A 13,115-nucleotide genomic window follows, 5' to 3' on the forward strand; every position below is an offset into this window, starting at 1 on the left:
GCGGCGCGCCCACCGGCCACTCCGTGCCGGTCCGCGAAGTCCGCCTCTCCGCCGGCGCCGGCTTCATCGTCGTCATCTGCGGCGAGATCATGACCATGCCCGGCCTCCCCCGCGTCCCCTCATCCGAATCCATCAGGCTCAACGACCAAGGGCAGATCGAAGGGTTGTTTTAAGGAATGGACCAATGATCCGAAAAATTCTGGTTCCGGTGCGCGGCGACGGGAAGGGCGACAATGTCATCGCCCATGCCGCGGCGCTCGCCCACAGAAACAAGAGCCACCTGGAGATCGCGCATTGCCGCGCGCGGCCCGAGGACATGCTGCCCTTCGGCGTGCCGATTCCGGCGATGTTCAGGAAGCAGATGATCCGGCAGGCCGAGGAACTTGCCAATGTCGAGGAGGAAAGCCTCAGGGAGGAACTGAAGGCGCTGGCGGTCAGGTTCGGCCTGACCCTGACCGACGGCCCGAACGGTGGCGACACCGCGACAGCCTCCTGGGTCGAAGAGGCCGGCAAGATGGTCGATGTCATCAGGCGCCACGGGCGGCTGGCGGACCTGATCGCTGTTCCGCAACCGGATGTCGACCGCAATCTCGGCGCCAATTCGCTGAAGGCGGCGCTGTTCCGCACCGGGCGGCCGGTTCTCATGGTGCCCAATGACGTGGACCCGCCGGCGAACATCGGACGCCATGTCACCCTGGCCTGGAACGGATCGCTCGAGTCGTCCAAGGCGGTGACGATGACGCTGCCGATCCTGCGCACCGCGGATTCGGTCACGATCCTGTCTTCGGGCGGCGAGCCGGTGTCGGCGACGGCGGAGGACTTGCGGGCCTACCTGCACGCCCATGACATCGCATCCGCCATCCACCGCTTCGATGCCGCGGGCAAGAACGTCGGCAAGATCCTGCTGGACGCCAGCCGCGAGGTTGGAGCCGACATGCTGATCATGGGTGCCTATGGCGACAGCCACGAGAAGGAAACCATTTTCGGAGGGAACACCCAGCATATCGTCGATCGCGCCAAAATGCCGGTCATTCTGGTGCATTAGACAAAATGTTGGACGAACGATGGGGACTGAAGACATTAATTACGAGTCGCCGGACCAACGGTGAACAGTGCGTCGCGACACTTTCGCGTCAATTGTGAGATATCCAGGGAGGATACCATGACCATTACGAAACGTATGTTTGTCAAGCTGGCAGGGGCGACCGCGCTTGCCGGATTGATCGCGGGCCCGGCGGCCGCGTGGGAACCGACGAAGCCGGTCGACTTTGTGATCATGGCGGGTGCCGGCGGCGGCGCCGACCAGATCGCCCGCTTCATCCAGTCGGTCGCGGAAAAGAAGGACCTCACCAACCGTCCGCTGGTGCCCAACAACAAGGGCGGCGGATCGGGCGCCGAGGCGCTGATCGCCCTGAACGGCGCCGGCGACCCGGATCACACGATCCTGGTGACGCTGAATTCCTTCTTCACCACGCCGCTGCGCCAGGAAAACCTGGGCATCGACGTGCAGACCTTTACCCCGGTCGCGATGATGGGCGTCGATCCCTTCGTGCTCTGGGTCCACAAGGACAGCGGCATCACCACTTTCGAGCAGTGGCTCGAAGAGGTGAAGAAAGGCGACTACGTCATGGGCGGCACCGGCAAGGGCCAGGAAGACAGCCTTGTCATCACCTATCTCGAGCAGGCGTTCGATCTCGACATCAAGTACATCCCCTACAAGGGCGGCGGTGCCGTGGCCAAGGATCTCGCGGGCAAGCAGATCATGGCGACGGTGAACAACCCGGCGGAAACCAAGGGCTTCTATGCCGCGGGCGACGTCGTTCCGCTGCTGTCCTTCTCGGACGAACGGATGCCGGCCTTCCCGGACGTTCCGACGCTCAAGGAAAAGGGGCATGACTTCAGCTACTACAACCAGCGCGCGGTTGTCGGAGCGCCGGGGCAGTCCGAAGAGGCGGCGGCCTACTATCAGGATCTGTTCAAGACGATCTACGAGAGCCAGGAATGGCAGGACTATATGGCCTCGGAAAGCCTGTCCCCGCTGTGGCTGAGCCCGGACGAGCAGAAAGCCTACTGGCAGACACAGGTCGACCGCCACAAGGAACTGCTGGCGGCGATGGGCGAATAGGCCCGGTCGACTTCGGATAAACAGGTACTGAGGGGAGGGCCGGATGCGCCTTGCAGAAATACTGACGGCGGGCATTCTGGCCCTCCTGTCCATATACTTGATGTGGAAAAGTACCGAACTGAATGTCGGATACATCCGGGGCGAAGGACCGGGCGGCGGGGCGTGGCCCTTCTGGCTGGCGGGGATCATGCTGATCTGTACCGGATTCATCGCCTTCAACTGGTGGCGGCGAACCTCGCCGCCGTCGCAATCCGATGACGTGCTGCTGGACGGCTACGGCAAGCGCACCCTGGTGCTGGTCGGCGGTGGGCTGATCGCCTTTATCGGCCTGGTCAACATCATCTCGATGTACGGCGCGATGGCGGTGTTCCTGTTCTACTATCTGCGCTTTCTCGGACGGCACAGCTGGAACCTGACGCTGATCCTGTCGCTGGCGATACCGACAACGTTCTTCTTCTTCTTCGAAGGGCTGATGCGCATCACCATGCCCAAGGGCCTGGGCTTCACCGAGCCGTTCTACAACTTTCTCTACTCAATCATCTACTGATCCGCCGCCTGTCGCGCGTGTGAATCGGGAAGGGGCTTTGCATGGAAATCTTGGGTCTTCTGTCGGATGGGGTGATGGTCTCGCTCATGCCGATCAACGTGATGCTGATCCTGATCGGTGTGACGCTGGGGCTGTTCATTGGGGCGATGCCGGGGCTCGGGTCGGTGAACGGGGTCGCGATCCTGTTGCCGATCACTTTCCTCGTGCCGCCGAACTCCGCGATCATCTTTCTGGCGGCGATCTACTATGGGGCGATGTATGGCGGCGCGATCAGTTCGATCACGCTGGGCATTCCGGGCGCCTCCACGGCGGTGGCGACAACCTTCGACGGGCGGCCCCTGGCGCTGAGCGGCCGGGCAAGCCTTGCGCTGGTGACTGCGGCGCTGGCGTCATTCATCGGCGGCACGATCTCGAACGTCCTGTTCACGGTCTTCGCACCGCTGCTGGCCACGGTGGCGCTGATTTTCGGACCGCCCGAGATCTTTGCGCTGATGTTGCTGGCTTTCGCCACTTTCGTCGGCCTTGGCGGGGACGATATTCCAAAGACGATCTTTTCGATCTGTCTCGGCCTGGTTTTCGCGGCCGTCGGTTTTGACGAGATTTCAGGAGCGCCGCGATTGATTCTCTTCGATATCAACGGGTTCCTGCATGGCATCAACTTTCTGGTTCTGGCGATCGGCGTTTATGGCATCGGCGAGATGATCTGGACCATCGAGAACACGCGGGGCGAGATCACGACCACAGAGGCCAAGATGAGCCTCAAGGGCATCGTGCGGGATTCCAAGGAGGGCATGCGGCGGGGCTGGAAGGGCACGATGATCGGTTCGTTCCTTGGCTTCTTCGTCGGCATCTTGCCCGCCGCCGGCGCGACTCCCGGTTCGCTCATGTCCTACGGGGTGGCCAAGCTGGTCGCCAAGAACCCGAAGGAATTCGGCAAGGGGCATCCCGGCGGCGTCGCCGCACCCGAGGCCGCGAACAACTCCGCCTCCACGGGGTCGATGCTGCCAATGCTGACCCTCGGCATTCCGGGGTCGCCGACCACGGCGATCCTGCTGGGGGGCATGGTGATCTGGGGCCTGACACCGGGTCCGCGCCTGTTCACCGAACAGCCGGATTTCGTCTGGGGGCTGATCGGATCGTTCTATATCTCCAACGTCTTCGCCCTGCTGGTGAACCTCGCCTTCATTCCGCTGTTCATCTGGATGCTGCGGATGCCGTTCACCGTTCTGGCGCCGCTGATCTTCGTTCTGTCGGTGGTGGGCGGCTATGCGGCGACGCAGGACATGCATGACGTCTGGCTGATGCTGGTCTTCGGGTTCGGCGCGTTCTTCCTGCGCAAACTGGACTATCCGCTGGCCCCCGCGGTGCTGGCCATCGTGCTCGGCCCGATCGCGGAGCCGACCCTGCGCCAGTCCCTGCTGCTGTCGTCCGGCGACGCCTCGATCTTCCTGACCCGTCCGATCGCCGGACCGATCACCGTGATCGCGATCATCCTGATCCTGCTGCCGGTGATCAAGGCCGTGGTCACGCGGATGCGGGGATCGAGAGAGAATGCGGCCTGAGCCACGGCGAATGGCGGCTGACAGGACCGGGGCCGCGCCCCGGTCTTTCGCGCGGCCGGAATATGAGGCAAGCTGACGCAAGGTAAATGCAAAGGAAGCGCCATGTCTGACACGTCAGGAGACTTTCACGCCTGGAATCCGGGCCTGACATCGCAGATCCCGGCAGATTTGCTTCCGGGTGTAACGCTGTTCCGGCCGGAGAATTCGCTTGTATCCTACGCTGAAGCCAAGGAAGCGGCGGAGTTCTGCGGACGCAAGCCAGCAGAAATGAACGCCTTTACCGCGTCCCGCCTGGTCACGCACGAGCTTCTGGTCCGGCTGATGGCGGATATCAACGTGCCGGACGGTCCGGAATACCCGGAACTCGGTGCGCATCTGCGCAGTATGGCGGCGACGATCCTGGACGGGTACATCCGGCCCCAGATGCCCCTGCTGGAGCGGGAATTCGACAAGCTGCGCAACCGGATCGGCGACCGTCTGGCGGCGCGGCTGGATCAGGATGTCTATGCCCGCAAGGACCCCGCGGCGGATCAGCCTGCCGGTCTGATCGCCCGGCTGACCGGCAGCAAACCCAAGCCAGCCGAAAGCGAATCCGCCGAGGTGCTGGCCCTGCTTCAGTGGCAGGCCGAGGTGGATGCCGGGGGCGACAAGTTCGAAATCGCTTGCCTGCGGGGGCTGCTGGCAATCGTCGGCGGCATCGTCGGGCAGCGCGGGCGGCTGGTGGGCGACAAGGATCTGGTGGTGCGGTGGGCGACCAACTGGGTCGCCAACGGGTATGGCAGCCTGCGGATCGGACAGATGATCCAGCCGATGATCCGCGATGCCGCGACTCGCGAAGGCTATCGCATCCTGCCGTTCCAGTCCGCGCCCCTGTTCATGAGCGTCAAGGGCGGTCCGGGGGCCGGCAAGAGTACCCTGCGCCCGCTCCAACGCGAACTGGCCGTCAAGCTGGGCGTGCCATGGGAAGATTTCGCAAAGGTCAGCCCGGACTACTGCCGCAAGTTCCTTCTGGATTACGACAGTCTCGGCAAGAACGCCATCTACGCGGCCTCGCTGACCGGGCAGGAACTGGAAATTCTCGACAAGAAGATCGACCTCTACATGGAACAGAAAGCCGAAAGGTCGGAAATGCCGCATGTGCTGGTGGACCGGTTCCGGTTCGACAGCTTCATGCCGGCGCCGTTCCAGAAGCCCGGCGGCACCCTGCTGAGCCGGTTCGCCGACACCGTCTACCTGTTCTTCATGATCACGCCGCCGCAGGACACGGTGGAGCGGGCCTGGCAGCGTGGCCTGAAAACCGGGCGCTACAAGGCGCTGGACGACATGCTGCATTTCAACATCGAAGCCAACATCGGGATGCCGCAGCTGTTCTTCAACTGGGTGCGCAAGACCAATCAGAAGATTCACTTCGAATTCCTCGACAATTCCGTGCCGATGGGGGAACGGCCGCGCACGGCGGCCTTTGGCTGGAACAACAGCCTGACGATTCTGGATCCGGGTTGCCTGCGCAGCATCGACCGGTATCGCAATATCAACATCGACGCCACGAACCCCGAAGAGGTGCTGCTGCCGGGCGATCCGCCCGGAGGCGACATTCTCGAAGATTGCCTGACCAAGGTGGGCCATGTGACCTTTGCGGACCAGTCGACGCTTCAGGTGCAGGCCCAAACGCGGGACGGACAGTGCGTTTTTGAAAGCGACGGGTTCCTCGCCAGCCTGTCGCTGGGGGAAATCTGTCAGCGTCTGGCGGACCGCGCCGGCGGGAAGACAAAGGTTTCCCATGATCCCGCGGCGGCGGAGCCCGTCGATGCCGATACGGAGCGCAAGTTTACCGTCGGGCAATGGGGCGGCGACTGAGCCGCCGCGCCAGCGTCGAAACGGTTTCCGATCGCGGACATTCCGGCTGCGATGGGTGCAACCCGGACCAAACGGATGGCCGCCGCGTCAAAGCCCGGAAAGCATGGGGCCTTCCGGGCTTCTCATGCGACCGTGATGGGGGGATCCCTTCGCCGCGATTTCACCGGTCGGCGACAGTCACGCCCTGGGGTTCGGGACTAAGCAGGATCTTGCCGCGGTGTCCGGCCCGTTCCATCATCCAATGGGCCTCCGCCGCCTGATCGAAGGGGAAGACCTTGTAGGTCTGCGCTGTCAGCGCCCCTTTGACGAACAGCGGCCAGACCGTCTTGCGCAGGTCCGCGGCGACGGCGCTCTTGAAGCTTTCCGGGCGCGACCGCAGGGTCGAGCCAGTATAGACCAGCCGTTTCAGCATGATCGGCATCAGGTTGATTTCGACTTTGGATCCCGCATTGAACGCCAGTTGGACGATGCGGGCGTCCGGGCTGGCGGCCTTGACGTTGCGCGCCACGTAATCGCCGCCGATGATGTCGAGAATGAGGTTCGCCCCACCCGCATCGCGCACCACGTCGACGAAATCCTCTTCCTTGAAGTTGATCGCCCGGTCCGCGCCCAGCGATTGCGCATAGGCGCAATCCTCGCCGCTGGCGCAGGTGGTGAACACGCGCATCCCCATGGCCTTGCCCAGCTGGATCGCGGTCGAACCGATGCCTCCGGCCCCGCCGTGCACCAGCAACAGCCCGCCGTCCTGCGCAGGCAGGCCGAAGAACAGGTTGCTCCAGACGGTGAAAAAGGTTTCGCACAGCCCCGCTGCGTCGATCTGGGACACGCCGTCCGGGACCGGTAGGCAATGGCCGGCTTTGACCGCGACATATTCGGCATATCCGCCACCGTTGGTCAGGGCGCAAAGCACATCGCCGACATTCCACCCGGTCACGTCCTTGCCGATGGCGGCAATTTCGCCCGAGACTTCGAGCCCGAGCAGGTCGGACGCGCCCTTGGGCGGCGGGTAGTGCCCGCGCCGCTGCACCATGTCCGGCCCGTTGACGCCTGCGGCGGTCACGCGGATCAGGATTTCGGTGTCGCGCAGGCCCGGCAGGTCGCGATGCCCGATCCCGAGCACGTCCGGGTCGCCGGGTTCGCGCATCTCGATGGTTTTCATGGTCGTGGGCAGCATGTGTCGGCTCCTGAATTCGGTTCGTCGGTCCGTGGGTGTTGTGGGTGTGAGCGATCAGGCGGGGGCGAATAGCCGTTCCTCGACAAGGCCCGTGCCGCGCAGCCATTTCCGGGCCAGCCAGCGGATGGTGAACAGCGGCAGCAGGAGCGTCGTGACATTGACCGCATACTTCGGCAGGTCCGGGGGGGCGAAAAACAGACCCTGCAGGCCGAGCGCGCCCGCGAGTCCGACTGCGGCCGGCACGACGCCGAGGATCAGCAGCAGGGATGTCCCGAGGATGAAATGGACTTCGGACAGGCCGACGGCGACATGCGGAAAGACTTCGAAAAACATCAGGCAGACGAGCATCGCAACAAGACTGCGCGCGGCGAGGGACTGCACGTGCCGCGTCCGCAGTTCGGCGGCGATCAGCCTGACCGTCACCCCGGCGGCGCCGGTGGCGGTGGCGACGGCGAGCGCCATCTTCGCTCCGTGGACGGTTCCGGGTTCGATGTGCATCCTGTCTTTCCTTCCGGCCTGGTGCGGCGATCTGCGGGTCCGTCTGTTCCGTCCGGGTATCGGACCGGGTTCGATTTGACAGGTCCCGGCCCCTTGTCGTCAAGCCGTTTCAGACCCGCTCGCGCGGCAAGAAAAAGGGCGCCCTTGGGCGCCCCGCGATTCCCGGAAGGGGTTTTGCTATCAGAGTTTCAGATTCGGGATGATCTGTTTCTTGCGGCTGACGACACCGGGGAGCACGACGGAATCGCCTTCGGCGCGCGCGTCAAAGCTCTTGGCGGCGACGGTCCTGACCAGGTCGTTGGGCACCAGCAGGGTGCTTTCCTCGTTCAGGATATCGACGACGAAGAGCAGCACCTGGTCGACACCGTCCTCGCCGGCGACGGTCTTCATCGATTCGATCAGGCTGGCCTTGCGGTCCAGCACGGTCGCGGGCGAGGTGGTTTCGAGCACCGACACGCGGAACTTGGTGCCGGCGACTTCGTATTCCTTGCTGTCCATCCGCAACAGCTCGGCGTCGCTGAACGAGGACACATCGGATTTCGCGGCGAACATCTCGGCGGCGTAGTCGGGAATCGAAATGCCCAGTTCGCCGGCCAGTTTCTCGGCCACGGCCTTGTCATGCGGCGTGGTGGTCGGGCTGCGGAATTCCAGCGTGTCCGACAGGATGCAGGTCAGCATCGCGCATTTCACGGCGTCGGGCATCTTTGCCATGTCGCCGCCGATCAGGTCGTGCATGATCGTCGCGGTGCAGGCGACGGGACGGACGGTGATGTCGATGGGCCCTTTGGTTTCCAGCCCGCCCACCAGCTTGTGGTGGTCGATGATCGCCTGGATATCCGCGCCGTTGATATTGGCGGGCAGTTCGGCGGGGTTGTTGGTGTCCACGATCACCACCGGGGCATCGTCCGCGACATCGCTTATGATCGCGGGCTTGGGCAGGTCCCAGCGCTTCAGCATGAAAGCAGCTTCGGTGTTGGGTTCGCCCAGCAGCTTGGCTTCGGCGGGGGTGCCCAACACCTCGTTCAGATACCACGCCCAGATGATGGGCGAGCCGGTGGAATCGGTGTCGGGGGATTTGTGGCCAAAAACCTGGATGGTCATGATGGGGGTCCTGTTCAGGGTATGAATTGCGCGCCTTATAGGAACGGCGCCGCGCCTTGTCACCCGCTGTTGCGAGGGCTGCGACCCTTGGTCAGGGCGGGGAGGCGGCGGCCACGTTGACTTTCAAACCGGCAAAGGGCGAAACAGGGACACCCAGATGAAATGCAGGCCGGCTTGTCCATGATCTCCCATTCCCGCGAAACGATTTTCGTGCATGTCCCGAAAACCGGCGGGCAAAGCATCGAGGCGGTGTTTCTGGACGATCTCGGGCTGGGTTGGAACGACCGCGCCGCTCTGCTCTTGCGGCACAACGACGATCCGGCGCGTGGACCCGAGAAATTGGCGCATCTCTTTGCCGGGGAATACGTCGCGCGGGGGCATATCGATCGCCGTGCGTTCGACCGCTATCTGAAATTCGCCGTGGTGCGGCATCCGTTCGACCGTATCCTGTCGGAATACCGGTATCGCGCCGCGGCGCAGGCACGGCGTGGGCTGACCCTGGAACTGGAGACGTTCCTGGCGCGGGAAGAGCCGGGCGACTACTCCGACCTGGCCCGGCATCGCGTTCCCCAGTTCCGTTTTCTGACGGATCGGGACGGCAGTTGCCTCGTGGATCATGTTCTTCGGTTCGAAACGCTCGCTGAGGATATCGCGCCGATCTTCGAACGGATTTTCGGTGAACGCCGGTCTCTGCCCCACAGGAACCGATCCGGCGGCAATCGGAAGATTGCGCTGACCGCGTCGCAAAAGGACAGGCTGGCGGAGCGCTACCGCGGCGATTTCGAGGCGTTCGGCTATGTCCCCTGAGACGGTGTGGAACCTTGAACAGGACCTGTATCCGCCGGTGAAGATGCTGCTGGAGCGTCAGGGCTATGCCGTGAAAGGCGAAGTGGGCGCCGCGGATGTCGTTGCCCGCCGCGGTGACGAACCTCTGGTGATCGTCGAGCTCAAGCTGCGATTCTCGCTTGGCTTGTTCCATCAGGCGGTGGCGCGATTGACGCTGACCGATTGCGTCTATGTCGCGGTTCCGAAACCGGCGGGCAAGACGGCACGGCGGGCGCTTCGCGACAACCTCGCCCTTTGCCGGCGTCTTGGCCTGGGGCTGATCACCGTGCGGCGCGACGGGTATGCCGAGGTTCAGTGCGATCCCGGCCCCTATGCGCCGCGAAAGTCCAGGAAGAAGGCCGCGCGACTTTTGCGCGCCTTTGACCGATTGCAGGGCGATCCCAACGCCGGGGGCGCGACCCGTCACGGGCTGGTGACGGGATACCGTCAGGACGCGTTGCGCTGCGCCGCGCATCTGGCGGAAAACGGCGCCTGTCGCGGGGCGGTCGTGGCGCGGGAGGTCCGGGTTCCGACGGCCACGCGGATCATGCGCGACAATCACTATGGCTGGTTCGCGCGGGTGCGGACGGGCGTCTATGCGCTGACCGAAGGCGGTGCAGAGGCCCTGAAGCACTGGGCCCATAGCTGGGATTCCGGGCAGGATTGAACCGAAAACCGCCTTCTGATTCGCCTGGCGCCCAAAGGATGGGCGCATATTGTCGCAGAGTCGCAACCTAGGCGGGAACCTGCCAATGCCCGCCAAACGCAGGGTGGCAAACGACGTGGATTCGGCGGAGATTTGAAGAAAATCGTTTAGAAAGCGCGGATTTCCGCTTATTTAGATTGGCAGGTAGTGATTGCCTTTGTTTGCAAAGGTGGGTGCGATGAACAGGGTGACGAGTGTGGAAGGATGCGCGTCGAACGAGTGACGGGGACGCGTGTGTTTCGTTTTAAAGATGATCCCGTGAAGACCTCGCGGTTGGTTTCGGTAACGGTTGTTGGCTGGGCGGCTCAAAGGAGAGAACAACGAAGAACAACGGCGGATTGAATTAGGGGGAGGCCGATGATTTCCTGCTTGTGCCGTTCTCTCGTCTCCGGACCCGCCCACCATTTGGTGACACTGTGCGACGAGACCTGACTGTCTGATTGAGGGGTCGTTTTTACGGGTATTTCACGTTGGCTTAATCGCTGCCGACGCGCCCAATTTAAATTAAGTTAGCGCCCGGCTTCGGCCGGGCGTTTTTTTGTCGCGACGGCTGTTGACAGGGTGATCGTGCATCCCTAGCTATGCGCCGTTGGCACTCGTCTCGGGTGAGTGCCAACGGCCCGCCAGAGGGAGTGCGGGCCGGAATTACAAACTTTGAGCGTTAAGGAGCTACAAAGATGGCATTGAAACCGCTTCATGACCGGGTGCTGGTGCGCCGCACGGAGAGCGAAGAAAAAACCGCTGGCGGATTGATCATTCCTGACAGCGCGAAAGAAAAGCCCGCCGAAGGCGTCGTGGTCGCAGTCGGTGCCGGCGCACGGGACGACGATGGCGACCGGATCGCGATGGACGTCAAGGAAGGCGACAAGATCCTGTTCGGCAAGTGGTCGGGCACCGAAGTTCATGTCGCCGGCGAAGAACTTCTGATGATGAAGGAAAGCGACATCATGGGGATCATCGAGTAAGCCGCCCGGCTGCTTTGTTCCCGTTGAACGCTGACATCGAACCAAACCTCTCAAGGAGAAAACAACATGGCTGCTAAGGACGTCAAATTCGATACAGATGCCCGCAACCGTATGCTCAGGGGTGTGAACATCCTGGCCGACGCGGTGAAAGTCACTCTCGGCCCCAAGGGCCGCAACGTCGTGATCGACAAATCCTTCGGCGCACCGCGCATCACCAAGGACGGTGTGTCGGTTGCCAAGGAAATCGAACTGGAAGACAAGTTCGAGAACATGGGCGCGCAGATGGTGAAAGAAGTCGCCAGCCGCACCAATGACGAAGCCGGCGACGGCACCACCACCGCGACCGTTCTGGCCCAGGCCATCGTGCGCGAAGGTCTGAAGTCGGTCGCCGCGGGCATGAACCCGATGGACCTGAAGCGCGGCATCGACCTGGCCACTGCCAAGGTCGTAGCGGAAATCAAGGCCGCTGCCCGTGACGTGAGCGACAGCGCCGAAGTCGCGCAGGTCGGCACCATTTCGGCCAACGGCGAAACCGAGATCGGCCAGCAGATCGCGGACGCGATGCAGAAGGTCGGCAACGAAGGCGTCATCACCGTCGAAGAGAACAAGGGTCTGGAAACCGAGACCGATGTCGTCGAAGGCATGCAGTTCGACCGCGGCTACCTCAGCCCCTATTTCGTCACCAACGCAGACAAGATGACCGCGGAACTCGAAGACTGCGTGATCCTGCTGCACGAAAAGAAACTGTCCAGCCTGCAGCCGATGGTTCCGCTGCTGGAATCGGTGATCCAGTCGCAAAAGCCGCTGCTGATCATCGCGGAAGATGTCGAAGGCGAAGCACTGGCGACCCTCGTGGTCAACAAGCTGCGCGGCGGTCTGAAGATCGCGGCCGTCAAGGCGCCCGGCTTCGGCGATCGCCGCAAGGCGATGCTGCAGGATCTCGCCATTCTGACCGGCGGTCAGGTGATCAGCGAAGATCTCGGCATGAAGCTGGAGAACGTGACCATCGACATGCTTGGCGGTGCCAAGAAGGTCCAGATCACCAAGGACGAAACCACGGTTGTGGACGGCCACGGTGAAAAGGCCGAGATCGAAGCGCGCGTCAGCCAGATCCGCACCCAGATCGAGGAAACGACCTCTGACTACGACCGCGAAAAGCTGCAGGAACGTGTTGCCAAGCTGGCGGGCGGTGTGGCCGTCATCCGCGTCGGCGGCATGACCGAAGTCGAAGTGAAAGAGCGCAAGGACCGCGTCGATGACGCCCTGAACGCGACACGTGCGGCCGTGCAGGAAGGCATCGTCGTCGGTGGTGGCGTGGCTCTGGTCCAGGCGGGCAAGAAGCTCGAAGGCCTGACCGGCGCAAACGCCGACCAGAACATCGGCATCGCCATCGTGCGCAAGGCGCTGGAATCGCCGCTGCGCCAGATCGCCGAGAACGCAGGCGTCGATGGTTCCGTGGTCGCGGGCAAGATCCGCGAAAGCAATGACCCCAAGTACGGCTTCAACGCGCAGACCGAAGAATATGGCGACATGTTCAAGTTCGGCGTGATCGACCCGGCCAAGGTCGTGCGCACCGCCCTGCAGGATGCCGCGTCGATCGCGGGTCTGTTGATCACCACCGAAGCGATGGTGGCCGACAAGCCGCAGAAGGAAAACGCCGGCGGCGGCATGCCCGACATGGGCGGCATGGGCGGCATGGGCGGCATGATGTAAGCCACGCGTTTCCGATCCGGAAACGCCCATGCGGCGGCGCCG

Annotated in this window: 13 protein-coding genes; 10 read left to right on the plus strand and 3 right to left on the minus strand. The window is 63.0% G+C overall.

The features are described from left to right. The 6 genes from QO034_RS08625 to QO034_RS08650 all read left to right on the plus strand — a co-directional run. The coding region (locus tag QO034_RS08625) for a formate--tetrahydrofolate ligase (RefSeq protein WP_284485249.1) at positions 1-173 on the plus strand (173 nt) is incomplete at its 5' end. Between the two features lie 11 nt (positions 174-184). Then, on the plus strand, positions 185-1,045 hold the full coding sequence (locus QO034_RS08630) for a universal stress protein (protein WP_284485114.1): 861 nt from the start codon (positions 185-187) through the stop codon (positions 1,043-1,045). A 117-nt stretch (positions 1,046-1,162) separates the two neighbouring features. Then, the gene (locus tag QO034_RS08635; RefSeq protein ID WP_284485115.1) at positions 1,163-2,125 is read left to right on the plus strand and encodes a Bug family tripartite tricarboxylate transporter substrate binding protein; all 963 of its coding nucleotides are present in this window, start codon (positions 1,163-1,165) and stop codon (positions 2,123-2,125) included. Between the two features lie 43 nt (positions 2,126-2,168). After that, positions 2,169-2,672 (plus strand): tripartite tricarboxylate transporter TctB family protein, encoded by a 504-nt coding sequence (locus tag QO034_RS08640; protein ID WP_284485116.1) that lies wholly within the window; start codon positions 2,169-2,171, stop codon positions 2,670-2,672. A 41-nt stretch (positions 2,673-2,713) separates the two neighbouring features. Beyond that, positions 2,714-4,234: a tripartite tricarboxylate transporter permease gene (locus QO034_RS08645; protein WP_284485117.1), complete on the plus strand. Its 1,521-nt coding sequence runs from the start codon at positions 2,714-2,716 to the stop codon at positions 4,232-4,234. Positions 4,235-4,336: 102 nt separating this feature from the next. After that, positions 4,337-6,091: a DEAD/DEAH box helicase family protein gene (locus QO034_RS08650; RefSeq protein ID WP_284485118.1), complete on the plus strand. Its 1,755-nt coding sequence runs from the start codon at positions 4,337-4,339 to the stop codon at positions 6,089-6,091. Between the two features lie 160 nt (positions 6,092-6,251). On the opposite strand, the gene QO034_RS08655 is transcribed toward QO034_RS08650, so the two are convergent. The 3 genes from QO034_RS08655 to QO034_RS08665 all read right to left on the minus strand — a co-directional run bounded on the left by QO034_RS08655 (position 6,252) and on the right by QO034_RS08665 (position 8,864). After that, positions 6,252-7,265, minus strand: coding sequence for an NAD(P)H-quinone oxidoreductase (locus QO034_RS08655; RefSeq protein ID WP_284485119.1), 1,014 nt, complete (start codon positions 7,263-7,265; stop codon positions 6,252-6,254). Positions 7,266-7,319: 54 nt separating this feature from the next. Next, on the minus strand, positions 7,320-7,763 hold the full coding sequence (locus QO034_RS08660; protein ID WP_284485120.1) for an energy-coupling factor ABC transporter permease: 444 nt from the start codon (positions 7,761-7,763) through the stop codon (positions 7,320-7,322). 180 nt (positions 7,764-7,943) lie between these two features. Further along, positions 7,944-8,864 carry a manganese-dependent inorganic pyrophosphatase gene (locus QO034_RS08665; RefSeq protein ID WP_284485121.1) on the minus strand — a complete coding sequence of 307 codons (921 nt, stop codon included), beginning with the start codon at positions 8,862-8,864 and terminating at the stop codon, positions 7,944-7,946. A gap of 180 nt (positions 8,865-9,044) precedes the next feature. Between QO034_RS08665 and QO034_RS08670 the strand changes: the two genes are divergently transcribed. From QO034_RS08670 to groL, 4 genes are all read left to right on the plus strand, one after another. After that, positions 9,045-9,671, plus strand: coding sequence for a sulfotransferase family 2 domain-containing protein (locus tag QO034_RS08670; protein WP_284485122.1), 627 nt, complete (start codon positions 9,045-9,047; stop codon positions 9,669-9,671). Then, complete coding sequence (locus QO034_RS08675) at positions 9,661-10,356, plus strand: DUF2161 domain-containing phosphodiesterase (protein ID WP_284485123.1); 696 nt, start codon at positions 9,661-9,663, stop codon at positions 10,354-10,356. The genes QO034_RS08670 and QO034_RS08675 overlap by 11 nt, the downstream gene beginning before the upstream one ends. A 716-nt stretch (positions 10,357-11,072) precedes the next feature. Then, the gene (gene groES, locus QO034_RS08680; RefSeq protein WP_284485124.1) at positions 11,073-11,360 is read left to right on the plus strand and encodes a co-chaperone GroES; all 288 of its coding nucleotides are present in this window, start codon (positions 11,073-11,075) and stop codon (positions 11,358-11,360) included. A gap of 66 nt (positions 11,361-11,426) precedes the next feature. Further along, the gene (groL, locus tag QO034_RS08685) at positions 11,427-13,073 is read left to right on the plus strand and encodes a chaperonin GroEL (protein ID WP_284485125.1); all 1,647 of its coding nucleotides are present in this window, start codon (positions 11,427-11,429) and stop codon (positions 13,071-13,073) included. The last annotated feature ends 42 nt before the right edge of the window (positions 13,074-13,115 follow it).

Origin of the sequence: Sedimentitalea xiamensis (genome assembly GCF_030164465.1) — a bacterium.
Classification (GTDB): Bacteria; Pseudomonadota; Alphaproteobacteria; order Rhodobacterales; family Rhodobacteraceae; genus Sedimentitalea; species Sedimentitalea xiamensis.

Bases quoted from the DNA above. Each gene is read 5' to 3' on its own strand.
- groES (WP_284485124.1), top strand. From the start codon at position 11,073: ATGGCATTGAAACCGCTTCATGACCGGGTGCTGGTGCGCCGCACGGAG.
- QO034_RS08660 (WP_284485120.1), bottom strand. From the start codon at position 7,763: ATGCACATCGAACCCGGAACCGTCCACGGAGCGAAGATGGCGCTCGCC.
- QO034_RS08675 (WP_284485123.1), top strand. From the start codon at position 9,661: ATGTCCCCTGAGACGGTGTGGAACCTTGAACAGGACCTGTATCCGCCG.
- QO034_RS08665 (WP_284485121.1), bottom strand. From the start codon at position 8,864: ATGACCATCCAGGTTTTTGGCCACAAATCCCCCGACACCGATTCCACC.
- groL (WP_284485125.1), top strand. From the start codon at position 11,427: ATGGCTGCTAAGGACGTCAAATTCGATACAGATGCCCGCAACCGTATG.
- QO034_RS08645 (WP_284485117.1), top strand. From the start codon at position 2,714: ATGGAAATCTTGGGTCTTCTGTCGGATGGGGTGATGGTCTCGCTCATG.
- QO034_RS08655 (WP_284485119.1), bottom strand. From the start codon at position 7,265: ATGCTGCCCACGACCATGAAAACCATCGAGATGCGCGAACCCGGCGAC.
- QO034_RS08670 (WP_284485122.1), top strand. From the start codon at position 9,045: ATGATCTCCCATTCCCGCGAAACGATTTTCGTGCATGTCCCGAAAACC.
- QO034_RS08630 (WP_284485114.1), top strand. From the start codon at position 185: ATGATCCGAAAAATTCTGGTTCCGGTGCGCGGCGACGGGAAGGGCGAC.
- QO034_RS08650 (WP_284485118.1), top strand. From the start codon at position 4,337: ATGTCTGACACGTCAGGAGACTTTCACGCCTGGAATCCGGGCCTGACA.
- QO034_RS08640 (WP_284485116.1), top strand. From the start codon at position 2,169: ATGCGCCTTGCAGAAATACTGACGGCGGGCATTCTGGCCCTCCTGTCC.
- QO034_RS08635 (WP_284485115.1), top strand. From the start codon at position 1,163: ATGACCATTACGAAACGTATGTTTGTCAAGCTGGCAGGGGCGACCGCG.